Source organism: Nocardioides carbamazepini (assembly GCF_024614185.1).
Lineage (GTDB): Bacteria > Actinomycetota > Actinomycetes > Propionibacteriales > Nocardioidaceae > Nocardioides > Nocardioides carbamazepini.
The window spans coordinates 88,039-113,177 of the sequence record NZ_JAHTLF010000008.1 but is presented as its reverse complement, the minus strand read 5'-3'; the positions used below and the strand labels follow the sequence as shown (position 1 = coordinate 113,177).

At 71.4% G+C, this 25,139-nt stretch carries 20 protein-coding genes; 19 read left to right on the top strand and 1 reads right to left on the bottom strand.

The features are described 5' to 3' along the window. Positions 1 to 76: 76 nt before the first annotated feature. From KVF89_RS03105 to KVF89_RS03015, 19 genes are all read left to right on the top strand, one after another. A complete protein-coding gene (locus KVF89_RS03105; RefSeq protein WP_257423271.1) occupies positions 77 to 799 on the top strand; it encodes a helix-turn-helix domain-containing protein in 723 nt (240 codons plus the stop codon). Next, entirely contained in the window at positions 796 to 1,530 is a 735-nt protein-coding gene (locus KVF89_RS03100) for a hypothetical protein (protein WP_257423270.1), read from the top strand. Before KVF89_RS03105 ends, KVF89_RS03100 begins: the two co-directional genes overlap by 4 nt. A gap of 21 nt (positions 1,531 to 1,551) precedes the next feature. Next, positions 1,552 to 2,526, top strand: a complete 975-nt coding sequence (locus KVF89_RS03095) for an ERCC4 domain-containing protein (RefSeq protein WP_257423268.1) — start codon at positions 1,552 to 1,554, stop codon at positions 2,524 to 2,526. Positions 2,527 to 2,686: 160 nt separating this feature from the next. Continuing rightward, positions 2,687 to 2,839, top strand: coding sequence for a hypothetical protein (locus KVF89_RS03090; protein ID WP_257423267.1), 153 nt, complete (start codon positions 2,687 to 2,689; stop codon positions 2,837 to 2,839). A gap of 74 nt (positions 2,840 to 2,913) precedes the next feature. Further along, on the top strand, positions 2,914 to 3,522 hold the full coding sequence (locus KVF89_RS03085; protein WP_257423265.1) for a hypothetical protein: 609 nt from the start codon (positions 2,914 to 2,916) through the stop codon (positions 3,520 to 3,522). Next, positions 3,519 to 5,456: a YhgE/Pip family protein gene (locus KVF89_RS03080; protein WP_257423263.1), complete on the top strand. Its 1,938-nt coding sequence runs from the start codon at positions 3,519 to 3,521 to the stop codon at positions 5,454 to 5,456. The genes KVF89_RS03085 and KVF89_RS03080 overlap by 4 nt, the downstream gene beginning before the upstream one ends. 55 nt (positions 5,457 to 5,511) lie before the next feature. Beyond that, positions 5,512 to 7,392, top strand: coding sequence for an ABC transporter ATP-binding protein (locus tag KVF89_RS03075; RefSeq protein WP_257423261.1), 1,881 nt, complete (start codon positions 5,512 to 5,514; stop codon positions 7,390 to 7,392). A 138-nt stretch (positions 7,393 to 7,530) separates the two neighbouring features. Continuing rightward, a complete protein-coding gene (locus tag KVF89_RS03070) occupies positions 7,531 to 10,347 on the top strand; it encodes an aconitate hydratase (protein WP_257423828.1) in 2,817 nt (938 codons plus the stop codon). Between the two features lie 82 nt (positions 10,348 to 10,429). After that, positions 10,430 to 10,729: a thiamine-binding protein gene (locus tag KVF89_RS03065; RefSeq protein WP_257423260.1), complete on the top strand. Its 300-nt coding sequence runs from the start codon at positions 10,430 to 10,432 to the stop codon at positions 10,727 to 10,729. After that, positions 10,726 to 11,499 (top strand): thioredoxin-like domain-containing protein, encoded by a 774-nt coding sequence (locus KVF89_RS03060; RefSeq protein WP_257423258.1) that lies wholly within the window; start codon positions 10,726 to 10,728, stop codon positions 11,497 to 11,499. Before KVF89_RS03065 ends, KVF89_RS03060 begins: the two co-directional genes overlap by 4 nt. A gap of 158 nt (positions 11,500 to 11,657) precedes the next feature. Then, the gene (locus KVF89_RS03055) at positions 11,658 to 13,124 is read left to right on the top strand and encodes a dicarboxylate/amino acid:cation symporter (protein ID WP_257423256.1); all 1,467 of its coding nucleotides are present in this window, start codon (positions 11,658 to 11,660) and stop codon (positions 13,122 to 13,124) included. Further along, entirely contained in the window at positions 13,121 to 14,368 is a 1,248-nt protein-coding gene (locus KVF89_RS03050) for a fibronectin type III domain-containing protein (RefSeq protein WP_257423254.1), read from the top strand. The genes KVF89_RS03055 and KVF89_RS03050 overlap by 4 nt, the downstream gene beginning before the upstream one ends. 81 nt (positions 14,369 to 14,449) lie before the next feature. Further along, positions 14,450 to 16,771, top strand: a complete 2,322-nt coding sequence (locus KVF89_RS03045; protein ID WP_257423252.1) for an Ig-like domain-containing protein — start codon at positions 14,450 to 14,452, stop codon at positions 16,769 to 16,771. A gap of 94 nt (positions 16,772 to 16,865) precedes the next feature. Then, positions 16,866 to 17,804, top strand: a complete 939-nt coding sequence (locus KVF89_RS03040; RefSeq protein ID WP_257423250.1) for an SMP-30/gluconolactonase/LRE family protein — start codon at positions 16,866 to 16,868, stop codon at positions 17,802 to 17,804. Between the two features lie 18 nt (positions 17,805 to 17,822). Then, positions 17,823 to 19,733, top strand: a complete 1,911-nt coding sequence (gene dxs / locus KVF89_RS03035) for a 1-deoxy-D-xylulose-5-phosphate synthase (RefSeq protein WP_257423249.1) — start codon at positions 17,823 to 17,825, stop codon at positions 19,731 to 19,733. Next, positions 19,714 to 20,967, top strand: coding sequence for a gluzincin family metallopeptidase (locus KVF89_RS03030; protein ID WP_257423247.1), 1,254 nt, complete (start codon positions 19,714 to 19,716; stop codon positions 20,965 to 20,967). The genes dxs and KVF89_RS03030 overlap by 20 nt, the downstream gene beginning before the upstream one ends. A gap of 7 nt (positions 20,968 to 20,974) precedes the next feature. After that, entirely contained in the window at positions 20,975 to 22,468 is a 1,494-nt protein-coding gene (locus tag KVF89_RS03025) for an amino acid permease (protein WP_257423245.1), read from the top strand. 9 nt (positions 22,469 to 22,477) lie between these two features. Continuing rightward, positions 22,478 to 23,428 carry a proteasome assembly chaperone family protein gene (locus KVF89_RS03020; protein ID WP_257423243.1) on the top strand — a complete coding sequence of 317 codons (951 nt, stop codon included), beginning with the start codon at positions 22,478 to 22,480 and terminating at the stop codon, positions 23,426 to 23,428. Then, positions 23,425 to 24,288 (top strand): acyl-CoA thioesterase, encoded by an 864-nt coding sequence (locus KVF89_RS03015; protein ID WP_257423241.1) that lies wholly within the window; start codon positions 23,425 to 23,427, stop codon positions 24,286 to 24,288. The genes KVF89_RS03020 and KVF89_RS03015 overlap by 4 nt, the downstream gene beginning before the upstream one ends. On the opposite strand, the gene KVF89_RS03010 is transcribed toward KVF89_RS03015, so the two are convergent. Beyond that, positions 24,285 to 25,139, bottom strand: a complete 855-nt coding sequence (locus KVF89_RS03010) for a MaoC family dehydratase (protein WP_257423239.1) — start codon at positions 25,137 to 25,139, stop codon at positions 24,285 to 24,287. The two genes, KVF89_RS03015 and KVF89_RS03010, sit on opposite strands and share 4 nt — an antisense overlap.

The following is a 25,139-nucleotide window of genomic DNA, read 5'->3' as shown; positions in this document are numbered from 1 at the left end:
TCGTGGGGAGGCCATAGACGTGACTTTCGGGAACCATGCCGCCAGCGGTATGGTTGACGAAAGGGAGGTGAGGTTGATGGCGATCAGCGTCAAGGAAGCGTCGAGCCGACTCGGGGTCAATGACTCCCGCGTCAGGCAGTTGCTTCGTTCGGGAGACCTGCGTGGTCGCCGCCTGGGCAACTCCTGGCTCGTCTCGTCTCAGGATGTAGCTCGGCTGGAGCTGCAAGGACGTCCCCCGGGCCGACCGTTGGCACCGAAGCGTGCTTGGGCAGTCATCGATCTCCTCGACGAGGGGCGGGCAGCCTGGTTGTCGGACTCCGCGCGTTCGCAGGTACGCCGCTATCTCGCTGATCTGCAAGATCCGGGTCCGGACGGCTGGCGCGCCGCTCTGCGTGGACGCAGCAACCTGCTCGATGTTGTCGCGCACCCGGCGGCTGTTCAGCGCCTCCGGCGAGCGGGTGGTGTTCGCGCTGCCGGGATCGATGATGCAGCCAGCCGCGGGTTCGACGTCGTTGCTCTGGCGAACCCGATCCCCGAGTTCTACGTCGAGGAATCGCATTGGCCCGAGCTGTCGCGGTCACTCGCACTGCGCGAAGGGGCCGATCCCAATCTCAGGATCCGCGTTCCGAAGGAGGTCTGGCCGTTCGCGGGGGACGGAGCCTTGGCGCCTGGCGGGGTGGGTGACGCCGTGCTCTCTGCTGACCTTCTCGAGAGCATGGAGCCTCGTGCCGTCGCCGCGGGTGCCGCGCGTCTGGCGGAACTGCTCTCGGCCTGGCAAAGCGAACGGTCCCGCGCATGACCGTGGTCATCGAACTCCCGATCCTGCCGGCGCCGGTTGACGAGTTGTGGCACACGCTCCTTGATCTAGGCGAGAGCCTGGACGTGCCTTGGGCGCTGATCGGGGGTCAGATGGTGCTGCTGCATGCGCTCGAGCACGGCCAGGTTCCGCCGCAGATCAGTCAGGACGGGGACGTGATCGCGGACATTCGGGCCATCCCCGGTGCCTTGACCCGGGTCGTGGCCGGCATCGAGGACCTCGGGTTCTCGCTGCAGTCCATCAGCGCAGATGGACTCGCTCACCGCTACATCCGGGCCGCGAAACCACGCCCGGTCGTCATCGACGTCCTGGCACCGGAAGGCCTGGGAGAGCGGGCCGATCTGACGACAACGCCTCCGGGGCGGACCATCGAAGTGCCTGGCGGTACTCAGGCGCTGAGTCGCGCTGAGCGGATCACCGTCGTGCATGAAGGGCGCCGCGGAATGATTCCACGGCCCACTCTGCTGGCAGCAATCGTAGGCAAGGCGGCGGCGACGGCGCTGCCCGGTCCCGAGCGTCACTACCGGGATCTCGCGCTGCTTTGCGCTCTCGTCCCGGACCCTTTCGACGTCGCGGAGCAGTTGACTCGCAAGGATCGGCAGAGGGTGCGCTTGGCGAGCAAGCTCCTCAGCGACACCCACCCGGCCTGGGCACTGGTGCCCGACGCGATCCGCAGCTCGGGACAGATCGCCTACGGCGTCATCCACGGCTGACCTGACGTTATCGTGGCCGGCGTGTCGGAGGACTTCGTCATCGCTCGCAACACCGAACCCCGGTCGACGCTGCCCTACCTGCTCCGGATCCCGCTCGGGGACGGGATCATTCTCAAGGCCAAGGACACCTGGCCGCGTACCGGCAAGGTCTACTGCCACCGTGCCGAGGAATGGCCGGATGATGCCGAGATCGTCGAGCGGATTCCGGTGCGGTCGTGCGTGAGGCGCGGCGCTGCCATCGACCTGGTCCTCGACCGCAGTCGGGAGAACCGCTCCCAGATCATCATCACCAATGGCCGCGGGCGGCAGATGATCTTCTGGCAGACCGCCCGCACCGCCAAGCAGGCACGTCCCGCGGTCAACGTCCCGGGCGCCCGCGCCAGCGGAGTCGCCGACCTCGAGATCGCGGTCGACATCCGCGAGCGGTACCCGTTCACGTTTGCCGACCGGCAGGTGACAACGCGACGTGCGCCGCTCAGTGCCGGTGACTACGGACTCATCGTCGACGGACTGCTGCAGGCGACGGTCGAACGGAAGTCCCTGGCCGACCTCGTCTCGTCGCTGACGACGGGCAAGCTGACGTTCCAGCTCACCGAACTGTCGGCGATCCCGCGCGCCGCGGTGGTCGTGGAAGAGCGCTACTCCCAGGTCTTCAAGCTCGACCGCGTCCGGCCCAGCGTCGTGGCCGACGGGATCGCCGAGTGCCAGATCAGGTTCCCGACAGTGCCGATCGTCTTCTGCGAGACCCGCAAGCTCGCCCAGGAGTGGACCTACCGCTTCCTCGCGGCTGCGCGCGTAGGACTGGCTGAGGAGATCGTCGGCGACCTCGCCGTGCGCGGACTCGAGGCGCCACCGCCGCTCGCGCCCGCACCGCCGACGCCCGCGGACGTACGTCGCTGGGCCTTCGCGCACGACATCGACGTCTCGGACCGCGGCCGGATCCCAGCCACGCTGATGGATCAGTACCTCGAAGCCCGCGCTCGCGGCGAGACCTGAAGCTGCGGTCGTTCGCGACCATCGGTGCCCGCTGGCACGAGGGCTCGAATTGGGCTCGCTCTGATTCGCAGACACCCGCGGCCAGAAGGCGGGCGCGCAGATCGTCGAGCTGGAGCGCCCCCACCTGGGCTCGGAGGACTTCGCCTACTATCAGCAGGTCGTGCCCGGCGCGATGTTCATGCTCGGCTGCGGGCGGCCAGTTGCCACCGGCGGCGGCCTGCACACCGCGACCTTCGACCCCGACGAGGATGCCCTCGCCGTCGGTCTGGCGGTGCTCTCAGCGATCGCGCACCGGGTCAACGGCGCGACCTGACCGACTCGGTCACGTCGCGTGCGTCGCGCTCCGGGTTCCGAGGTACGGGAGGTGGTCACGGCAGACTGACCGTCATGGCGAACCTGGTCATGACGGACGGGGCAGTCGCAGGGCTGCTGGAACCCACCTCGGTGGAGCTGGTTCCGGGGGAGGTGGTCGTGGCGGTGGGCCGGCCGGGGCACGGCAATGTGGCCCTGGCCCTGGCGCTCGCCGGCCGACTTCGGTTGACCGGCGGCAGCGTCGACCTCGGGGGTGATCCCGCGCCGGCCACGCTCCAGCGGGCGGTGGTGCTGGTCGACGTACCGGGGGTCACGGAGCCGGACGACAGTGTCCCGTTCCGGGTGATCGTCGCCGAGGAGCTGGCGCTGGCCGGCCTGTCCTCCGGCCCGCACGCGACCTCGGCCTGGCTGCGTGAGCACCGGCTCGGCACCAGCCCGCGGCTGCGGACCGAGGAGGTTCCTCCCGGCGACCGGATCCGGTCGCTGACCGAGCTCGGGGCCTCGCGACCGGACGCCCGGTTCCTGGTCCTGCTCTCCCCGGACCGGCACGGCCTGCACCGCCGCGAGTGGTGGCCGATCGCCCACGGGGCGGCCGACCGCGGACTGGGCGTCCTGGTCACCATCAGCGAGGCGGTCGACCTCGGCGACGTCGCCCGGGTGGCGTCGATCGGGGGTGCCGCGTGAACGCCCTGCGCATCGCCTGGAGCGAGCTCTCCCGGCTGCTCAGCATCCGGATGGGCCGGATCACCGTGCTCGCGCTGGTCACCGTCCCGACCATCTACGCCGGGCTCTACCTGTACGCCAACCACGACCCGTACTCGGCACTGGACCGGGTGCCGACGGCCCTGGTGGTCGAGGACGCCGGGGCCACCGGACTGGACGGCGCCCGGCTCGAGGCCGGGCGCGAAGTGGCCGACCAGCTGCTCGACGCGCGGGACTTCGGCTGGCACGAGGTCGACCGCGCGACCGCGAAGGCCGGTGTCGACGACGGCACCTACGACTTCGCGCTGGTGATCCCGCGTGGCTTCTCGGCAGCGTTGACCAGCACCTCCGGCTCCGAGCCGGAGCAGGCCCGGATCACGATGATCACCAATGACGCCAACTCCTACCTGTCCACGACCATCGCCAACACGGTCGCGACCAAGGTGCGTGACGCGATCGGCGAGAAGGTCTCCCAGGAGGCGGTCGGCACCTTCCTGCTCGGCATCGCCGACGTCCGGCAGGGCCTGCAGCAGGGCGCCGACGGCGCCGGCCAGCTCCACGACGGCCTGCGTGAGGCGAAGCACGGGTCCCGCAGGCTCGTCGACGGCAGCGCCCGGCTCGCCGACGGCGCGGGAGACCTCCGCGACGGCGCCGGACAGCTGCGTGACGGGCTGTCCACGCTGGCGACCCGGACCGCGTCCCTGCCGCAGCAGGCCCGGCAGCTGGCCGCCGGCGCCCGCCAGGTCGCGGACGGTGACCAGAAGGTGGCCGACGCGGGCAACAAGGTGGCCGATGCGGTCCACACCGCCCGGGTCGCGTACGACGGCGGCCGTGCCGACCTCGTCGCCCAGATGAACCAGCTCGGGATCGACCAGGCCGGCCAGGACCGGCTGCTGGCCGTCTACGACCGGGTCGGTGCCAAGGTCCACGCCGGCGACGCCAGGGCCGGCACGGTCCGCAAGCAGCTGAACCAGCTGGCGGACGGAGCCGACCAGGTGGCCGACGGCGCGAGTCAGCTCGCCCGCTCGGCCCCCGCGCTGGTCGACGGCATCGGGCAGGCGCGCGACGGAGCCGGTGAGCTCTCGGCCGGCGCCGGGCGGCTGACCCGCGGGGCCGGCACCCTGCATGACGGCACGGTGGAGCTGCGCTCCGGGCTGCGGGAGCTGACCAGCGGCGCGGGCACGCTCCGCGACGGGCTGGCCGCCGGCGTGCTGCAGGTCCCCGACACCACCGAGGAGTCCCGCCAGCGGATCGCCGAGACCGTCGCCAACCCGATCGACGTCCGGGCCCGCAGCGACGCGGCGGCCCGCAACTACGGCGCCGGACTGGCTCCGTTCTTCCTGGCCCTCGCGGCGTGGATCGGCGGGTACGTCCTCTTCCTGCTGGTGCGCCCGCTGTCGAGCCGGGCACTGGCGGCCAACCAGCACCCGCTCCGGGTCGCCCTCGGCGGCTGGCTGCCGCCGGCGCTGATCGGCGCGGCCCAGATGACCCTGGCGTTCGTGGTGGTTGCGGTCGCGCTCGACGTCGGCATCGTGGAGAGCCTGCGGACGTGGCTGTTCATGATCCTGATCTCGGCGACGTTCGTCGCTGTCGTCCACTTCATGAACGCGCTGCTCGGCACCCCCGGCCAGTTCCTGGCGCTGGTCTTGATGGTCGTCCAGCTGGTGACCGCCGGGGGCACCTTCCCGTGGCAGACGATCCCCGAACCCCTGCACTGGCTGCACCAGGTGCTGCCGATGAGCTATGCCGTCGACGGGCTGCGCCAGCTCATGTACGGCGGGGACCCGGCCCGGGCGCTCACCGCCGCGCTCGTGCTGGCGGCGTACCTCGTCGGCGCCCTGGCGCTCACCTCGCTGGTCGCGCGGCGGCAGCGGGTGTGGACCCCGAGCCGGGTCAAACCGACGGTCGTGCTGTAGCGGATCCGCGCTCGCGCTTGTCCTCATGTCGGCTTGAGGTTCTACGGTCACCGATATGAGCATGGAGTCGATCGCCTGGAACCAGGTGTACCGGGGGATGAACGGGCCGGACGAGGAGCGGGCGTTCAGCGCGGCGACCGCGAAGCGGATCTTCCGCTTCGCGCGGCCGCACCGCCGCAAGCTGGTCGGGTTCGTGGTCCTGAGCGTCGTCACCTCCGGGCTCGCGGTGGCGACGCCGGTGCTGGCCGGTGGCGTCGTCAACGCGATCGTCGCCGGCGACAGCCGGGACGTCGTCGTACGGCTGGCGGTGGCCATCGCCGTCCTGGCGGTGCTCGACGCGGCGCTGGGCCTGGTGGCCCGCTGGCTGTCGTCCAAGATCGGCGAGGGCCTGATCCTCGACCTGCGCACCGCGGTGTTCGACCACGTCCAGCGGATGCCGGTCGCGTTCTTCAGCCGGACCCGGACCGGCGCCCTCGTGAGCCGGCTCAACAACGACGTGATCGGGGCGCAGCGCGCGTTCAGCCAGACCCTGTCGGGCGTGGTCGGCAACCTGGTGACGCTGGTGCTGACCCTCGTCGTGATGCTCGGGATCTCCTGGCAGGTGACGCTGCTCGCGCTGGTGCTGCTGCCGGTGTTCGTGGTGCCGGCGCGGCGGATGGGCCGGCGCCTGGCCGACATCCAGCGGGAGGCGGCCGACCACAACGCCGCGATGGGCAACCAGATGACCGAGCGGTTCTCGGCGCCCGGCGCGACGCTGGTCAAGCTGTTCGGGCGCCCCGAGCAGGAGTCCGCCGAGTTCGCCGCGCGCGCCGAGCGCGTGGCCGAGATCGGCGTGCGGACCGCGATGGTGCAGACCACCTTCGTCACCGCGCTGACCCTCGTCTCCGCGCTCGCGATCGCCGTCGTCTACGGGCTCGGCGGCGCCCTCGCCCTGGAGGGGACCCTCGACGCCGGCGACGTCGTCGCCCTCTCCCTGCTGCTGACCCGCCTCTACGCGCCCCTGACCGCGCTGGCCAGCGCCCGGGTCGAGGTGATGAGCGCCCTGGTGAGCTTCGAGCGGGTCTTCGAGGTGCTGGACCTGGAGCCGCTGATCACGGACCGCGCGGGCGCCGGGCCGGTGCCCGACGGGCCGGTCGGTGTCGAGATCGACGACGTGCACTTCGCCTACCCGTCGGCCGACAAGGTCTCGCTCGCCTCGCTGGAGGCGGTCGCCACGCTCGACACCCGCGGTGGCGAGGAGGTCCTCCACGGCATCTCGCTGCGTGCGGAGCCGGGGCAGGTCGTCGCCCTCGTCGGCTCCTCGGGGGCGGGGAAGTCGACCATCGCGCAGCTGGTGTCGCGGCTGTACGACGTCGACACGGGCGCCGTACGCCTGGCGGGGGTGGACGTGCGGGACCTGACGGCCGCGTCGATCCGCGGCGCGGTCGGGATGGTGACCCAGGACGGGCACCTGTTCCACGACACGATCCGTGGCAACCTCCTGCTGGCCCGTCCGGAGGCGACCGAGCAGGAGCTGTGGGACGCGTTGGCCCGCGCCCGGCTGGCCGACCTGGTCGACGCGCTGCCCGACGGGTTGGAGACCGTGGTGGGGGAGCGCGGCTACCGGCTCTCCGGTGGTGAGCGGCAGCGGCTCACGATCGCGCGGCTGCTGCTCAAGCAGCCGCGCGTGGTGATCCTCGACGAGGCGACGGCCTCGCTCGACTCGACCTCGGAGGCGGCGGTGCAGGCGGCGCTGGGGGAGGCGCTGGCCGGGCGGACCGCGCTGGTCATCGCGCACCGGCTCTCCACGATCCGGGCGGCCGACCTGATCGCGGTCGTCGAGGACGGGCGGATCGTGGAGCGGGGCACCCACGCGTCGCTGCTGGCGGCGGGCGGCCGGTACGAGGAGCTGTACCGCACCCAGTTCTCCGAGACTTCTCCGGATCGTGTATCTTGATATCAAGAGATATCGGGACTCCGGTGTCCCTGCGAACTTAGGTCAACCTCACTATCCGGTCCGCCGTCGGCGGCGGCAGGATGCAGCAGGAGACCTACCAACGATCAGTCGATGGCAGTCGATGAGGACGGAGACGCGATGGCCAGCAAGAACAGCTTCGGCGCCAAGAGCACCCTGGATGTGGAGGGGAAGTCCTACGAGATCTTCCGTCTCGACGCGGTCAAGGGCGACGGGCTCCCCGACAACGCTGTCGAGAGCCTGCCCTTCTCACTGAAGGTGCTGCTCGAGAACCTGCTCCGCACCGAGGACGGCGCGGACATCACGGCCGAGGACATCAAGGCCCTGGCCGGCTGGGACGAGACCGCCCAGCCCGACAAGGAGATCCAGTTCACGCCGGCCCGCGTGATCATGCAGGACTTCACCGGCGTCCCCTGTGTCGTCGACCTCGCCACCATGCGCGAGGCCATGGCCGAGCTCGGCGGCGACGCCACCAAGATCAACCCGCTCGCGCCCGCCGAGATGGTCATCGACCACTCCGTCATCGCCGACGTCTTCGGCAATCCCGAGGCGTTCGAGAAGAACGTCGAGATCGAGTACGAGCGCAACCGCGAGCGCTACCAGTTCCTGCGCTGGGGCCAGACCGCGTTCGCCGACTTCAAGGTCGTCCCGCCCGGCACCGGCATCGTGCACCAGGTCAACATCGAGCACCTCGCCCGCACCGTCTTCACCCGTGAGGTCGATGGCGAGCTGCTGGCCTACCCCGACACCTGCGTCGGCACCGACTCCCACACCACCATGGTCAACGGCATCGGCGTCGTCGGCTGGGGCGTCGGCGGCATCGAGGCCGAGGCCGCCATGCTCGGCCAGCCCGTGTCGATGCTCATCCCGCGCGTGGTCGGCTTCAAGCTCTCCGGCGACCTGCCCGCCGGCGCCACCGCGACCGACCTGGTGCTCACGATCACCGAGATGATGCGCAAGCACGGCGTCGTCGGGAAGTTCGTCGAGTTCTACGGCCCCGGCGTCTCGGCGCTGCCGCTGGCCAACCGCGCCACCATCGGCAACATGAGTCCCGAGTTCGGCTCGACGATCGCGGTGTTCCCGATCGACGAGGAGACGGTCAAGTACCTCAGGCTGACCGGCCGTCCCGAGGAGCAGCTCGCCCTTGTCGAGACCTACGCCAAGGAGCAGGGGCTCTGGCACGACCCGGCCGCCGAGCCGCGCTACTCCGAGAAGCTCGAGCTCGACCTCGCCACGGTCGTCCCGTCCCTGGCCGGCCCCAAGCGCCCGCAGGACCGGATCTCGGTGACCGAGGCCAAGGCGTCGTTCCGCACCGCGCTGGTCGACTATGCCGGTGGGCCCCAGGGCTACGACGAGGCCGTGGACGAGAGCTTCCCCGCCTCCGACAGCCCGTCGCACGACAGCAACCAGTCCAACGGTGAGCCCGCCCCGGGCGACCTGCCCGCCGTGGCAGCCGGTGCCGGGCGCGCGTCCAAGCCGGTCGAGGTCACCCTTGCCGACGGCACGACCTTCACCCTCGACCACGGCGCCGTCACGATCGCCGCGATCACCTCGTGCACCAACACGTCCAACCCCTCGGTCATGATCGGCGCCGCGCTGCTCGCCAAGAAGGCCGTCGAGAAGGGCCTGACCCGCAAGCCGTGGGTGAAGACCACGCTGGCGCCGGGGTCCAAGGTCGTCAGCGACTACTACGACCGCTCGGGCCTGACGCCGTACCTCGACAAGCTGGGCTTCAACCTCGTCGGCTACGGCTGCACCACGTGCATCGGCAACTCGGGCCCGCTCATCCCCGAGGTGTCCGCCGCGGTCAACGAGGCTGACCTCGCCGTGGTGTCCGTGCTGTCGGGCAACCGCAACTTCGAGGGCCGGATCAACCCGGACATCAAGATGAACTACCTCGCCTCGCCTCCGCTGGTCGTGGCGTACGCGCTCGCCGGGTCGATGGACGTCGACCTCTACGGCGACCCGCTCGGCCAGGACACCGAGGGCAAGGACGTCTATCTCGAGGACATCTGGCCGACCCCGGCCGAGGTCGAGGAGACCATCGCCCAGGCGATCAACGCGGAGATGTTCGGCGAGTCCTACAAGGACGTGTTCGCCGGCGACGAGCGCTGGCAGTCGCTGCCGACGCCCGAGGGCAACACGTTCGCCTGGGACCCCGAGTCGACGTACGTCCGTCGGGCTCCCTACTTCGACGGCATGCCCGACGAGCCGACGCCGGTCACCGACATCGACGGTGCGCGGGTCCTGCTGAAGCTGGGCGACTCGGTGACCACCGACCACATCAGCCCGGCCGGTGCGATCAAGAAGGACAGCCCCGCCGGTGCATACCTCGCCGAGCACGGCGTCGAGCCGCGGGACTTCAACTCCTACGGCTCGCGTCGCGGCAACCACGAGGTGATGATCCGCGGCACCTTCGCCAACATCCGGCTGCGCAACCAGATCGCCGAGGGCACCGAGGGCGGCTTCACCCGGGACTTCACCCAGGCTGACGCGCCGGTCTCGTCCATCTACGACGCGTCGGTGAACTACCAGGCCGCCGGCATCCCGCTGGTCGTCCTGGCGGGCAAGGAGTACGGCTCCGGCTCGTCGCGCGACTGGGCCGCCAAGGGCACGTCGCTGCTGGGCGTCAAGGCCGTCATCGCCGAGTCGTACGAGCGGATCCACCGCTCGAACCTCATCGGCATGGGCGTCATCCCGCTGCAGTTCCCCGAGGGTGCGAACGCCGAGTCGCTGGGTCTGACCGGAGAGGAGACCTTCTCGTTCTCGGGCATCACCGAGCTCAACGAGGGCACCACGCCCTCGACCGTGAAGGTCACCACCGACACGGGCGTGGAGTTCGACGCGGTCGTCCGCATCGACACTCCCGGCGAGGCGAACTACTACCGCAACGGCGGCATCATGCAGTACGTCCTGCGCAACCTGCTGCGCGGCTGACACTCGCTCGACCCGACGGCCCGCTCCCTGACGGGGGCGGGCCGTCGGCATTCCGCCGTGGCCGGCTGACTACGGTGGGGCCATGCTCGTCGCGTTCAGCATCAGCCCCTCGGTCTCCGACGACACCGGTGGGGTGTCCGAGGCGGTCGCCGCCGCGGTCCGCGTGGTCCGCGCGTCCGGGCTGCCCCACGAGACGACGTCCATGTTCACGACGATCGAGGGGGAGTGGGACGAGGTGATGGCGGTCGTGAAGCAGGCGGTCGACGTCGTCGCCGCGACCTCACCCCGCGTCGGGCTGGTGCTCAAGGCCGATATCCGCCCCGGCTTCACCGGCGAGCTCACCGCCAAGGTGGAGCGGGTCGAGCGGGCGCTCGAGCAGTGAGTCAGCTGCCGCCGCCCCCGCCGCCGTTCGGCCCACCGTCTCCGCCGCACGGCCCGCCGCCCGGCGCGCCGCCTCCGCCATACGGCCCGCCGCCCGAGTCGCCGCCGGCCTACCCGCCGTCCTTCCTGCCGCCGTTCCCACCGCCCCCGCGGCGCCGCTCGCCACTGCCGATCGTGCTCGCGGTCCTCGCCGCGGTACTGGTCGTCGGTGCGGCGGTGCTGGTGCCGGTCGTGCTGACGAGGGGCGACGACGACGCGGACGGGTCCGACCGGTCGCGGGCGAGTGCCGCGAAGGTCGACACGAGCAACCTCGACGCCGTCGAGGAGTACACCGGGCTGACCAACCAGCATCTCGCGATCGGTGCGGACCACGACTACCCGCAGTCCCCGCCGGTGGGCGGCGACCACGCGCCGTACTGGCTCGAGTGCGGCGTCTACGACGAGCCGCTCCCCGAGGAGCCCCTCGTGCACGACCTGGAGCACGGCACCGTGGTGCTGACCTACCGTGACGACGAGGTCGATGCGGCGGGCGTGCGTCGGCTCGCGGACCAGCTGCCGGCCAACGGGATCCTGGCGCCGTACCCCGACCAGGAGCCGTCGGTCGTCATCACCGTCTGGGGCCGACAGCTGGCGCTGACCGGTGCGGACGATCCGCGGATCGGCCTCTTCGTCGCGGCGTACGGCGCCGGCGACACCGCGCCCGAGCCGTTCGCCTCGTGCCACGGCGGCGTCCATCCGGACGACCTGCCCTCGACGGACACCAGCGCCTGACCTGCCCGACTCCGCCTCTGTGCTGATAGGCGGAACCGATCAGCCATCCCGGTTCTCGGGATGGCTGATCGCATTTCGGCCGTTTTGGCACGAGACACCCTCGCCGACCCCATAGTCTTTAATTCGATCGAAATAGTCGACTAAAGAAGAGGGGCGCCATGGGCGGGTACGCCGTCACCGCACTGCTGGTGACGCTGGGGCTGTTCGCCGGCATCTACGTGCTGGGCCGGTTGCGGGTGAACTTCAGCGTGCTGACCATCGCGGCGCTGGGACTCGGTGTGGGGGTCGGGGTGGTCTTCGAGGGCCACCTCGACTACGTCGAGCCGGTCGGCAAGGTCTACCTGAACCTGCTGCTCGCGATCGTCGCGCCGCTGATCATCGTCTCGATCCTGTCGAGCATCACCTCGCTGGGGACCACCGCGCAGCTGCGCACCATCGGTGCCCGTTCGGTGGGCTGGCTGCTCGGCCTCAACGCCCTCGCGGTGCTGCTGACCCTCGGGCTGGCACTGCAGCTGGGGATCGGCCGGGGCGCGGGCATCGAGGTCGGGGAGCGCGACACGTCGGCGCTGGAGAACATCAAGAAGCCGTTCTCCGAGGTCTTCATCGACTTCTTCCCGACGAACATCGTCACCGACATCGCCGAGACGAACGTCATCCCGATCATCCTGTTCAGCGTCCTGATCGCGGTGTCGTACTCGCTGGTCGCCGACCGGGCGCCCGCGACGGTGGCGCCGTTCAAGGGGTTCATCGACGCGCTGCGCGAGATCATCTACCGCGCCGTCGGCTTCGTGATCGCGCTGACGCCGTACGCCGTGCTCTCGCTGACCGCCGTCGCCACCGCCCGTGCGGCGGGGCAGTGGTCGCAGATGGTCTCGCTCCTCGGCGTGCTCGGTCTGGCCTGGCTGGCCTGCTTCGTCCACGCCTTCATGATCAACGGCGTGCTGCTGCGGGTCTTCGCGGACGTCGATCCGGTGCTTTTCTTCCGCAAGATCCTCCCGGCCCAGGTGACGGCGTTCACCACGCAGAGCAGCGCCGGCACCCTGCCGGTGACCACGCGGCTGCTGCGCGAGCGGGTCGGCGTGCCGTCGGACATCGCCGGGTTCACCGCACCCCTCGGCACCACGATCGGCATGCCGGGCTGTGCCGGCGTGTGGCCCGTGCTGCTGGCCGTGTTCGGGGTCAACGCGCTCGGCATCTCCTGGGGCGTGCAGGACTACCTGGTCCTGATCCTGCTCGGGGTGATCGTCTCGGTCGGGACGGCGGGCGTGCCGGGCACCGCCACGATCACGGCGACCACGGTGCTCACCGCGGCCGGCCTCCCGCTCGAGCTGGTGGCGATCACGCTGCCGGTCAGCATGGTCGCCGACATGGCGCGGACCCTCGACAACGTCACCTCCGCCGCCGTCGCCGCCACGATCGTGGCCCGTCAGGAGGGCCGGCTCGACGACGCGGTCTTCGACGGGACGGCCCTCCCCGCCGACTCGCCCGACGACCTGGCCGACGACCTGGCCGGGCAGGTCTCCGACGACGTCTTCGACGACGTGCTGCTCGTCGACCCCGGCGTCCCCATCGGCGCCTGCGCGCTGCCCACCCCCACCCGCACCCCCCAAGGAGTGAACGCATGACCGTCCGGCGATCCCATCGGATCCTTGCCCTGCTGCCCGCTGCCGCCATCGCCGCGACACTGGCCGTCTCGATCGGCCCGGCCCCGGCCGCGCACGCGGACGGCTGGGTCGACGGGGCCGACGAGTTCCCCTGCCTCGACGATGTGACCTGCCTGTGGATCCAGGACTGCGAGCTCGACGAGAACCAGCACCCCGTCTACCCGAACCGCAACGGCAAGACGTCCTACCCCGCCGGCAGCTACAGCTACAAGGGGGACACGCCGACTCCCACCCCCACACCGACCCCGACGCCGACCCCCACCCCGAGCCCCGGGGGGACCGGCGGCGGAAGCACCGGCGGCACGTCCGGCACCGCGGGCTCGGGCACCGGCAAGGACACGGGCAAGAACACCGGCAAGAACACCGGCAAGACCGGAGGCGCCGGCACGACGGGGACGACGGGCGCCGTCGTCGACCCGACCGCGACCGAGGGTGCGACCGAGCAGGTCGCTCCCGGCGCGCCGAGCGCCCTGGCCGCACCGACCCTCGCGGTCGACGGCGACACGGTGACGGTGTCGTGGGCCGCCTCGGCCAACGCCGAGATCGAGCAGGTCACCGGCTATCTGATCCGGTTCACCGGACAGGCGGCGGTCGAGACCGACGCGACCACCTTCGAGTACGTCTTCGAGGACGTGCCGCCCGGCAGCTACCGCGCCGCGGTGTGGGCCAGCAACGCCGCCGGCGAGTCGCCCGGCTCGCCGCCGTCGGACCCGGTCGTCGTCGGCGTCGACCCGACCACGGTCGCCGGCACGGTCACGGTGACCGGCGAGCTCGCGCCCGGCGCCACGGTGACCGTCACCGGCACCGGCTTCGCGCCCCGGATCGAGGGCTATGCCCTCGAGCTGCACTCCGACCCGGTGCCGCTCGGCACGGTCACGACCGACGACAACGGCGGGTTCACCGCGGAGGTCGTCGTCCCGGCCAACGTCCCCGAGGGCGACCACGAGCTCGTCGTCCTGTTCGCCGGCACCCAGGTCTCCAGCAGCCCCGTCGCCGTGTCCGCGGCCGCCACGGGCGTGGCCGCGCCGGCGGAGGAGGCCGCCGAGAAGGAGGCCACCCCGGTGCCCGACAACGCCGGCCTCGCGATCCTCGGCGGCCTCGCCGCCGCCGGCGCCCTCGCGCTGGCCTGGCGCCTCCTGCGCGGACGCCGCCACCGTCCCCGCCGGGCTCTCGTGCCCACGACGGTCGCTGCGCGCACGTCCTGACCGCGAGCACCGCGAGCACCGCGAGCACTCCGTCCGACCCGATCGACACTCACCCACCCGAGAGCAGAGAGCGAAGCACCCATGAACCACCGCACCCACCTGAGGCGCACCGCCGCGACCGCCACGGTCGTCGCGCTCGCGGCGTCGGCCCTTCTGGGGACCGACTCGCCGGCGCGCGCCGCGGACCCCGATCCGGCCCCGGCGACCTACCCGGCGGCCACCCACGGGGCCACCGTCGACTGGTTCGACGACAGGTTCCCGGCACTCGACCCGGGCAGCGTGTTCGAGACCGTGACCTTCGAGCGCTTCGAGTACCTGCTGAAGAAGAACACCGGGAGGTGGGCCTTCGTCATCGGCGGCGCCGAGGACGACTACCTCCAGGACACGATCGGCGCCATCCAGGACGTCGCCGAGGCCGAGGGCATCGAGCGGATCTACAACTTCGACCCGAACCTCGACGGCGAGGCGCTCAGCGTCTTCGACCTCACCGGCTACGAGCTGGCCAGCGCCGACAACGCCGGCAAGGACCAGTTCCTCGACCTCGGCGAGCGACTCGTGACCAGCTACCTCGGCAAGGACGCCGAGACGCCGTTCACCGTCGTCACCGACCCGGCCAGGCCGGACCAGCGGGTCTCGGCGGAGCACCCCTACCTCTTCGTGTACGACGCCGCGGGCGGCGACTCCGCCCGCATCGTCGACGCGCTCGTCACGCCTCCCGCCGACCTCGCGTCGCCGCCCGCGCTGGCGGCGTACAAGACCGACGTGAAGCGGGTGCTGACCTCGGCGCCGCTCGACGTCGACACGCAGTGGGACTTCCTGAGCACGGAGCACAACCGGCGCCACTACGAGCGTTACGTCAAGAACGCCGATCCCGCGACCGAGGCGCTGAACCGCAAGCGGTTCGGCGGCGACGTCTTCGACGCCGCCAAGGACCTCGCCGACGGCGACGAGGACGACTTCCGGATCCAGAGCGTCACCTATCCGGAGCTGATCGACATCCTCGACAGCGAGGGCGACTTCCTGCTCCTGTTCGGCGGCACCTGGTGCCACAACACCGCGGCGATCATCCAGCAGACCGCCGAGTACGCCCGCCGCTACGGGATCCGCAAGGTCTACAACTTCGACTTCTCGCTCGACTCGACCGGCAACGCCGGCTCGCTCGACAAGCACATCCGCGACAATGCCTTCCGCACCGTCGGTGGCGCGCCCCTGCAGACCCGGCCGTCCCACCTCTACGGCCGGATCCTCGAGAGGCTCTCGAACGCGCAGACCCAGTACCGGATCACCGCCGACGAGCCGGGCACACAGAGCACCAGCCCGGTGAAGTACTACGCCGACGGGGTGGTCACCGACCCGGCGAACCCGGCCACGGGGGAGAAGCTCGCTCGCAAGATCCAGGTCGGGCACCTGCTGTCGTACGACAAGGACGCGTCCGCCGGTGGCCAGTCCGCCCCCGTGCTCGACCAGGCCATCCGCGACGGCTGGACCAACCCCGCCGCGGGTGACCCGCCGGCCGCGCAGTTCGCCGGCAACGTCGAGTACATGACCGAGGTCTGGTTCACCCAGGGCAAGGACGACGCGTACGACGCCGCCGACCCGGACCGGCTGCGCGGCAACGTGAACGTCAGCGCCGAGGCTGGCCAGAACTCGCTGCGGAACCAGCGCAACTTCGCCCGTGAGGCGATCGACGAGATCCGCGACGTGATCGCCGGTGTCGGCGGTGGCTACGACAGCGCGCTGACCGTGTCCGGCGCCCCGGCGACGGTCCCGGCCGCGAACCCGGGCACCCTGACCGCCCAGGTCGCCGTCGACAGCACCTTCAGCGGGTTCTTCTCCGACCGGACCGCGGGCGCCACCCTCGCCCCGCTCACCGGTCGGCGCCCGGTCGGCGGCTCCGTCCAGGTCTACCTGGACGGAGCGAAGCTCGGCGAGGTCGACGTGGCCGCCGACCGGGTGGCCGCGGTCAGCCTGCCGCTCCCGGCCCTCGCCGTCGGGCAGCACAGCGTCCGCTACGTGTACGGCGGCGGTGCGGCCGGCCTCGTGGGCGGGTCCGAGCGGACGCAGCCGCTGACCGTCCAGGCCGCGAGCACGCCGATCGGCCCGGTCGCCGTGTCCGGTGCGAGCCTCGGCATCACGAAGAAGCCGACGTCGAAGAAGGCCGGCACGGCCCAGGTGACGATCGCCGTCCCCACGGGGCAGCCCGCGGCCACGGGCACGGTCAAGGTGGTCCTCAAGAAGGGTGCCGTCAAGCGGACGGTGAAGCAGGCCGTCGTGAACGGCGTGGCCACCGTGAAGCTGCCGAAGCTGGCCAAGGGCAGGTGGAAGGTGAGCGTGAAGTACTCCGGCGACGCCGGCTACCTGCCGCTGACCTCGGCGGCGAAGGCGATCAAGGTCGCCAAGTAGCGCCGGCCCCACCCACGACCGGGCCCGGCGGCACCGTGCCGCCGGACCCGGTCGTTCCCACCTGGGCCGGAGGTGATCCGGCTAGGGTCGGACCGTGACCTCTCTCACCGTCATCCCGGTCCCCGGCCACGGCGCGGAGGACGTCGTCGTGGCGACGTCCGGTCCCGACCGCGGCTGTGTCTTCACCGGCACCGAGGACGGCGCGATCCTGCGGGTCAGCCCCGAGGGCGGGAAGGTCGAGCGGGTGGCCCACACCGGCGGGCGGCCGCTCGGCATCGAGTTCGCGCCCGACGGCCGGCTGCTGGTGTGCGACGCCCGGCGCGGGCTGCTCTGGGTCGATCCGGCAACGGAGGACGTCGAGCTGATCACCGCCGACGTCGACGGCACGCCGATGGTGTTCTGCAACAACGCGGCTCTCGCCGAGGACGGCACGATCTGGTGGTCGGACTCCTCGACCAGGTTCGGGATCGCGCGCTGGAAGGACGACTTCGTCCAGAACACCCGCACCGGCCGGCTGCTGCGCCGCGACCCCGACGGCACGGTCACCGTCGTGCTCGACGGGCTCGCCTTCGCCAACGGCGTCGCGCTGTCGGCCGCCGGCGACTTCGTGTGCGTCGCCGAGACCGGCGCCCGCACGGTGGTGCGGCGCTGGCTCAGCGGGCCCAACAAGGGCATGCGCGACCGGCTGTGCACCGACCTTCCGGGCTACCCCGACAACATCGCCCGCGGCTCCGACGGGTTGATCTGGATCACCCTCGCCAGCCCCACCGACCCGCTCGTCGAACGCCTGCAGCGGGGGCCGATGGTCTTGCGCCGGCTCGCCACCAAGCTGCCCGACGCGCTCCAGCCGCAGCCCAAGCAGACCGTCCGCGTCGTCGCCTACGACGAGCGCGGCGCGCTGGTCCACGACCTCGACATCAGCCCCGCCGACCACGGTGCCGCCTACCACATGGTGACCGGCGTACGGGAGGACGAGGGCCGGGTCTGGCTGGGCAGCCTGCACGAGTCGGCGATCGCCGTCTACGACCGCTGACGCCGTAGACTCGCGTCCATGTCTGTCCTCGACACCATCACCGGACCGCGCGATCTGCGGGCACTGTCCGAGGACGAGCTCACCCAGCTGGCGGCCGAGATCCGCGACCTCCTGATCCGCACCGTCGCGACCAACACCGGCCATCTCGGGCCCAATCTCGGCGTGGTCGAGCTGACCCTCGGGATCCACCGGGTGTTCGACTCGCCGCGCGACAAGGTCGTCTTCGACACCGGGCACCAGTCCTACGTCCACAAGCTCGTGACCGGCCGCGCCGCCGACTTCGGCACGCTGCGGCGCGAGGGCGGGCTCAGCGGCTACCCGAGCCAGGCCGAGTCCGAGCACGACCTGGTCGAGAACTCCCACGCCTCCACCGCGCTCAGCTATGCCGACGGCATCGCCAAGGCGTTCCGGATCCGTGGCGAGGACCGGCACACCGTCGCCGTCATCGGCGACGGCGCGCTCACCGGTGGGATGGCCTGGGAGGCGCTCAACAACATCGCGATCCAGCACGACTCGCGACTCGTCATCGTCGTCAACGACAACGGCCGCTCCTACACGCCGACCATCGGCGGCCTGGCGACCGCGCTGACCGCGCTGCGCACCAACCCGCGCTACGAGACCGTGCTCGACGTCGTCAAGCGCCGGCTCAACGCCGTGCCGGGCGTCGGCGCGGCGGCGTACGACGCCCTGCACGCGATGAAGAAGGGCCTCAAGGACGCGCTCGCCCCGCAGGGGCTCTTCGAGGACCTCGGGCTCAAGTACGTCGGCCCGGTGGACGGCCACGACCGCGCGGCCGTGGAGCACGCGCTCGGGCAGGCGAAGCGGTTCGGCGGCCCGGTGATCGTGCACGCGATCACCCGCAAGGGGTTCGGCTACGACCCGGCCGAGCGGCACGAGGCCGACCAGTTCCACGCGCCCGGCCCGTTCGACGTGCAGACGGGGGCGGAGAAGCCCAAGGGGCCGATCTGGACCGACCACTTCGCCGACCACGTGGTGCGGATCGGTGAGCGTCGTCCCGACGTCGTGGCGATCACCGCGGCGATGATGCACCCGGTCGGGCTCGACAAGTTCCAGGCCCGGTTCCCCGAGCGCACGTTCGACGTGGGCATCGCCGAGCAGCACGCCGCGACCTCCGCGGCCGGGCTCGCGATGGGCGGCCTGCATCCGGTCTTCGCGGTCTACGCGACCTTCCTCAACCGGGCCTTCGACCAGGTGCTGATGGATGTCGCACTGCACAAGTGCGGCGTGACCTTCGTGCTCGACCGCTCCGGGGTGACCGGTGACGACGGCGCCAGCCACAACGGCATGTGGGACATGTCGCTCCTGCAGGTCGTCCCCGGCCTGCGCCTCGCGGCGCCCCGCGACGTCACCCGGATGCGCGAGCTCCTCGACGAGGCGGTGGAGGTCGCCGACGCGCCGACGGTCGTCCGGTTCCCGAAGGGGCCGCCGCCGGAGGACGTCGTGGCCGTCGACCGGGCCGGTGGGTGCGACGTCCTGGTCCGCGAGGGCGCGCGCGACGTGCTCGTCGTCTCGGTGGGCTCGATGGCCCCGGTTGCCGTCGACGTCGCCCAGCGCCTGGTCGCCCAGGGCATCGGCGTGACCGTCGTCGACCCGCGCTGGGTCAAGCCGGTCGACCCGGCGCTCATCGACCTCGCCCGCAGCCACCGCCGGGTCGTCACGATCGAGGACAACGGCGTCGTGGGCGGCGTCGGCGCGGTGCTGCTCCAGACCCTCGCGGCCGAGGGCGTGCGCACACCGGTGCGGATCCACGGCATCCCCCAGGAGTTCCTCGACCACGCCAAGCGGGCCGCGATCCTGGAGCGGATCGGCCTGACCCCCGCGGCGATCGCCCTCGAGATCGTCCACGACATCACCGCAGAGCCCGCCCCGGAAGGACGGACGCTCCTCGATGTCGACGGTCCGCGCTAGGACCCTCGTCCCCGCGCTGGCGCTGCTCCTGCTGCCGCTCACCGCCTGCTCCGACGACCAGCCGCCGCCGACGTACTCCGGCACCGGCTACGACGACGTCACCGCACTCATGCAGCAGGCGCTCGACCGGCGCGCCCGGGGCCTGCGCACCCACGACGTGGCCCGCTTCCGGCGCAGCCTGGACCGCTCCGACGCTGGCCTGCTCACCGAGCAGCAGACCTACTTCGACAACATCGGCCGGCTGCCGGTCGGCGAGCTGCGCTACGAGGTGGCCGCCGACACGATCACGCCCGTCGAGGGCAGTGCGGACTACTGGGCCGAGGTGGTGCTCGTGCTCGGCCTCGACGGCTACGACACCACACCGGCCCGCACCCGTGACCGCTTCCTGTTCACGCCCTCGCCCGACGGCCGGCGGCTGGTGATCACCTCGACCACCGACTACGCCTGGGAGACCGCCCATCCCGGGAACGTCCAGCCCTGGGACCTCGGGCCGGTCCGTGTCGAGCAGGCCGTCGGCGTGCTCGGCATCTTCGACGACACCACGGTGCGGCACGCCGGCGCGGTGCTCGACGCAGCGGGCAACGGCCGCTACGACGTGCGGGCCGTGATCGGTGGCGCCGGCGCGGGCGTCGCCTCCGGTGTGGTGGTCTACTCGCTGCGCGATCCCGCGTTCCTCCGCGGCCTGGCCGACCAGACCGTGGGCGACCCGGACCGCGCGGACGGGCTGACCATCGCGGTGCCCGTCGACGGCACGGACGCCAACCAGGGGGCGGCGTCGTACCGGATCTTCCTCAACCCGCGCGTCCTCGACCAGCAGGCCGGCGTGCTGGGCCGGTTGGTGCGCCACGAGCTCGTCCACGCGACCCTCGGCGCCCGCGGACACGGCGCGCCGCTGTGGCTGAGCGAGGGCATCGCGGAGTACGTCTCGGTCCGGCCGATGACGCCGGCGCGGCGCCGGCTCCCGGCCCGGGCGCTCGACGTCGCCGCGACCGCGACCACCCTGCCGGGGGCCGCCCAGTTCGGGGGAGCCGACGCCGAGGCCTGGTATGCCGTGTCCTGGTGGGTGTGCGAGTACATCGCCGGCACCTACGGCACGCCGATGCTCTTCCTGCTCCTCGACCGGCTGGCCGACGGCGCCGACCAGGCGCAGGTCGTTCCGGACGTCCTCGGCGTGACTCCTGCCCAACTGGCCCAGCGAGGTGTAGGACTGATGGAGCGCACCTACTCGGGTTAGGAGTTCCATGAGCCTGTTCCGCATCAAGTCGGTCGAGCAGTCGATAGCCGACACCGACGAGCCGGACCATCGCCTGCGCAAGGATCTGTCGGCGCTCGACCTCACGGTGTTCGGCGTCGGGGTCATCATCGGCGCCGGGATCTTCGTGCTCACCGGCACGGTGGCGGCCAGCAACGCGGGTCCGGCGCTCGCCCTCAGCTTCGTGATCGCGGCGGTGGCATGCGGCCTCGCCGCCCTCTGCTACGCCGAGCTCGCCTCGACGGTGCCGGTGGCCGGCAGTGCCTACACCTTCAGCTACGCGACGCTCGGCGAGCTGGTGGCCTGGATCATCGGCTGGGACCTCGTGCTCGAGTTCACCGTCGGCGCCGCGGCGCTCTCGACGGGCTTCTCCGCCTACCTGCAGGAGGTTCTCGACATCGTGGGTGTCACGCTGCCCGGGCGGATCAGCTCCGCGGCGACCGGCGTCATCGACCTGCCGGCGGTGGTGATCGCGCTGCTGGTCACGTTCCTGCTCATCCGCGGCACGAAATTCTCCAGCCGGTTCAACCAGTTCGTCGTCGCGCTCAAGCTGGTCGTCGTCGCGGCGGTGATCGTCGTCGGCATCGCGCACATCGACGTGAGCAACTGGACGCCGTTCATCCCCGACGCGCAGCCCGCGCCCGAGTCCGGCGGCGGCTTCGCCGACGTCCCGCTGATCACCAGCCTGCTCGGCCTCGAGCCTGCCGTGTTCGGGATCGCCGGCGTGATCTCCGGCGCCGCGATCGTCTTCTTCGCCTTCATCGGCTTCGACATCGTCGCGACGACCGCCGAGGAGACGAAGAACCCGCAGCGCGACGTCCCGATCGGCATCCTCGGCTCGTTGGCGATCGTCACCGTCCTCTACGCCGCGGTCAGCCTCGTCGTCACCGGGCTGCGCAGCTATCGGGACATCGACCCCGACAGTGCGGCCCCGCTCGCCGACGCCTTCCAGGCCACGGGCGTCGACTGGATGCCCGACCTGATCTCGATCGGCGCCTGCGTCGGCCTGGTCGTGGTCGCGATGATCCTGATGCTCGGGCAGTCCCGGGTCGGCTTCGCGATGGCTCGCGACGGCCTCCTCCCACGGGCCCTGGCCAAGGTGCATCCCAGCTGGGGGACGCCGTACCGGATCACGATCGTGACCGGCGTGGCCGTCGCCGCGCTCGCCGGCTTCGTCGACCTGAGCACCCTGGCCCACCTGGTCAACATCGGCACCCTGTTCGCGTTCATGCTGGTCAGCATCGGAGTCGTGGTCCTGCGGCGGACCCGGCCCGACCTGCCGCGCGGCTTCCGCACCCCGCTCGCCCCGGTGGTCGCCGCGGTGTCGACGCTGATGTGCTTCTACCTCATGCTCAACCTCACCGGTGACACCTGGATCCGGTTCCTGGTGTGGATGGCGATCGGTGTCGTCGTCTACGCCGTCTACGGCCGGCGGCACAGTCGGCTGCAGCCGCCCCGCCCGGTGCCGGGAGCGGACCACTAGGCTCTCGGTGTGACCCCATCGCCCCGTCTCGTCCACATCGTCGACGAGGTGCCCGAGCTCGAGGGCGTGGAGAACCTCGCGCTGGTGGTGGCGCTCGAGGGCTTCCTCGACGCCGGCAGCGCCGGTGCGCTGGCCTGCCGCCACCTCGTCCGCGCGGGCGCCTTCTCGGCCGACGGCGGGGGAGTCGTGGTCGCGACCTTCGACGTCGACCAGCTGCACGACTACCGCGCCCGGCGGCCTCCGCTGACCTTCGCCCGCGACCACTACGAGGGCTACGAGGCCCCGCGACTCGTGGTCCGGATGCTGCGCGACGCCGGTGGCGCGCCGTACCTCCTCCTGCACGGGCCCGAGCCCGACATCCGCTGGGAGGCGTTCTGCCGCGGCGTGCGCGAGGTCATCGAGCGCTTCGACGTCGCGCTGGTCGTGTCCATGGGCTCGGTGCCGATGGCGGTGCCCCACACCCGCCCGATCGCGATCACCCACCACGCCAACAACCCCGACCTGCTCACCGGCACCAGTCCCTGGCGCGGTGAGCTGCGGGTGCCGAGCAGCGCCCAGGCCCTGCTCGAGGTCCGCCTCGGCGAGTGGGGCCACGATGCGCAGGGCTTCGTGGCGCACGTGCCGCACTACCTCGCCCAGCTCGACTACCCCCGCGCCTCGGTGTCCCTGCTCGAGCAGGTCGAGCTGGCGGCCCGGCTCACCGTCGACCTCGGCGAGCTGCGCACCGCGGCCGACGAGCGCGAGGAGGAGATCAGCCGCTACCTGTCCGCCAACGGCGAGGTGCAGGACGTCGTGACCGCGCTGGAGCAGCAGTACGACACCTTCGCGCGCGCCGAGGAGGAGGGCAGCAGCCTGCTCGCCGAGGACGAGCCGCTGCCCACCGGTGAGGAGATCGGCCGGCAGTTCGAGCAGTTCCTGGCCGGCCTCGAGGGGCCCGACGAGACAGGCGGCGGATCATGAGCGACCGGGTGATGGGGGAGGCGACCCGGAAGCTGGTCTCGCTGCTCGATCTCGAGCAGCTCGACACCGACCTGTTCCGCGGCCAGCAGCCCGAGACGATCCGGCAGCGGGTCTACGGCGGCCAGGTCGCCGCCCAGGCGCTGATCGCCGCCACCCGGACGGTCGACGAGGGCATGCACGTGCACTCGCTGCACTCGTACTTCCTGCTGCCCGGCGACTACACCGTCCCGATCATCTACGACGTCGAGCGGATCCGCGACGGCAAGTCGTTCGCCACCCGCCGCGTGCTCGCCCGCCAGCACGGCCGGCCGATCTACTACCAGTCGCTCAACTTCCAGCGGGCCGAGGAGGGCCTCGAGCACCAGGACCTGATGCCCGAGGTCAAGACCCCCGAGGAGGGGCTGGACCTGATGTCGCTGATGGCCGACCGCGGCGCCGACGACGGCCTGAGCAAGGAGTGGGCAGCGCTCGACGTGCGCTGGCTCGGCAGCTCGGCCCACGGCATGGAGCCGGACCCGATGCACCCCGCGCAGACCCAGGTGTGGATCCGGGTCGACGGCCGGCTCAGCGACGACCCGATCGAGCACCTCGCGACGTTCACCTACGCCAGCGACGTGTCCCTGCTCGGCGCGACCCTCGCCGCGCATCCGGAGCACGGGCCGCACAAGGTGCAGATGGCCTCACTCGACCACACCATCTGGTTCCACCGGCCGTTCCGCGCCGACGAGTGGTGGCTCTACGACCAGTGGTCCCCGTCGGCCAGCGGAGGACGAGGTCTCGCCCTGGGCCGGATCTTCACCCAGGACGGGACCCTCGTCGCCACCGTCGCCCAAGAAGGACTGATCCGGCCGCGTCGCTAGAGCGCGGTGGTCCGCCCGAGCAGGTGGGGCGCGCCGTTCTTGGGGTTGAGCAGTGTGAAGTCGTAGCCGGTCGCGGTCTGCTCGGCGCCGAACTGCGCCTTGCCGGGCAGGAAGATCGGCTTCTTGAAGGCGACCTCGACCTTGACGGCGTCGGGCAGCCGGTTCTCCAACGCCGCGATGCAACGGGCCTTGCTCCACATGCCGTGGGCGATGTGACGCGGGAAGCCGAGCGCCTTGGCCGTCAGCGGGTAGAGGTGGATCGGGTTCCGGTCGCCGGACACCGCGCCGTAGCGGCGGCCGAGGTCACCCGGGAGCGACCACACCGGACCTTTCGCCACGATCTTCTCCAACTGCAGACCAGGGTCACCGTGCACTGCATCATTGGGGTCGCCCTTCCCGACCCGCAGGTACGTCGACACCGACTCCCACACGACCTCGTCGTCCACGGTGCCGGTGACGTTCATGTCCCACGCGCGGCCCTTCGTGCTGGCCCGCAGGTTGTCGGCCGTCAACGAGAGCGACACCGTCTCCCCGATGGCGACCGGACGGTGCTGCACGATGGTGTTCTCCAGGTGCACCGAGCCGATGGCCGGGAACGGGAACCGCGCGTCGGTCATCAGCTGCAGGTGCAGCGGGAACGCCAGCATGTGCAGGTAGGGCACCGGCGCGATGTCGCGGTGGGGGAAGCCGCACACCTCGGCGTACCGCTGGACCGCGGCCCGCTCCACCACGACGTCGTCGCGCGTCAGGGTGAGGTCGGGCAGAGTGCCGCCGGTCTTCTTGATGCCGGGGAGCTGGTTCACGCCGGGGATCGCGGGCAGCGCGGCCTTGAGCATCACGGGCAGAGCCAT

What these genes read in the sequence shown, in the direction of transcription:
- KVF89_RS03105 (WP_257423271.1), top strand. Translation starts at nt 77, where the DNA reads ATGGCGATCAGCGTCAAGGAAGCGTCGAGCCGACTCGGGGTCAATGAC.
- KVF89_RS03100 (WP_257423270.1), top strand. Translation starts at nt 796, where the DNA reads ATGACCGTGGTCATCGAACTCCCGATCCTGCCGGCGCCGGTTGACGAG.
- KVF89_RS03085 (WP_257423265.1), top strand. Translation starts at nt 2,914, where the DNA reads ATGGCGAACCTGGTCATGACGGACGGGGCAGTCGCAGGGCTGCTGGAA.
- KVF89_RS03075 (WP_257423261.1), top strand. Translation starts at nt 5,512, where the DNA reads ATGAGCATGGAGTCGATCGCCTGGAACCAGGTGTACCGGGGGATGAAC.
- KVF89_RS03070 (WP_257423828.1), top strand. Translation starts at nt 7,531, where the DNA reads ATGGCCAGCAAGAACAGCTTCGGCGCCAAGAGCACCCTGGATGTGGAG.
- KVF89_RS03065 (WP_257423260.1), top strand. Translation starts at nt 10,430, where the DNA reads ATGCTCGTCGCGTTCAGCATCAGCCCCTCGGTCTCCGACGACACCGGT.
- KVF89_RS03055 (WP_257423256.1), top strand. Translation starts at nt 11,658, where the DNA reads ATGGGCGGGTACGCCGTCACCGCACTGCTGGTGACGCTGGGGCTGTTC.
- KVF89_RS03050 (WP_257423254.1), top strand. Translation starts at nt 13,121, where the DNA reads ATGACCGTCCGGCGATCCCATCGGATCCTTGCCCTGCTGCCCGCTGCC.
- KVF89_RS03045 (WP_257423252.1), top strand. Translation starts at nt 14,450, where the DNA reads ATGAACCACCGCACCCACCTGAGGCGCACCGCCGCGACCGCCACGGTC.
- dxs (WP_257423249.1), top strand. Translation starts at nt 17,823, where the DNA reads ATGTCTGTCCTCGACACCATCACCGGACCGCGCGATCTGCGGGCACTG.
- KVF89_RS03030 (WP_257423247.1), top strand. Translation starts at nt 19,714, where the DNA reads ATGTCGACGGTCCGCGCTAGGACCCTCGTCCCCGCGCTGGCGCTGCTC.
- KVF89_RS03025 (WP_257423245.1), top strand. Translation starts at nt 20,975, where the DNA reads ATGAGCCTGTTCCGCATCAAGTCGGTCGAGCAGTCGATAGCCGACACC.
- KVF89_RS03015 (WP_257423241.1), top strand. Translation starts at nt 23,425, where the DNA reads ATGAGCGACCGGGTGATGGGGGAGGCGACCCGGAAGCTGGTCTCGCTG.
- KVF89_RS03010 (WP_257423239.1), bottom strand. Translation starts at nt 25,139, where the DNA reads ATGGCTCTGCCCGTGATGCTCAAGGCCGCGCTGCCCGCGATCCCCGGC.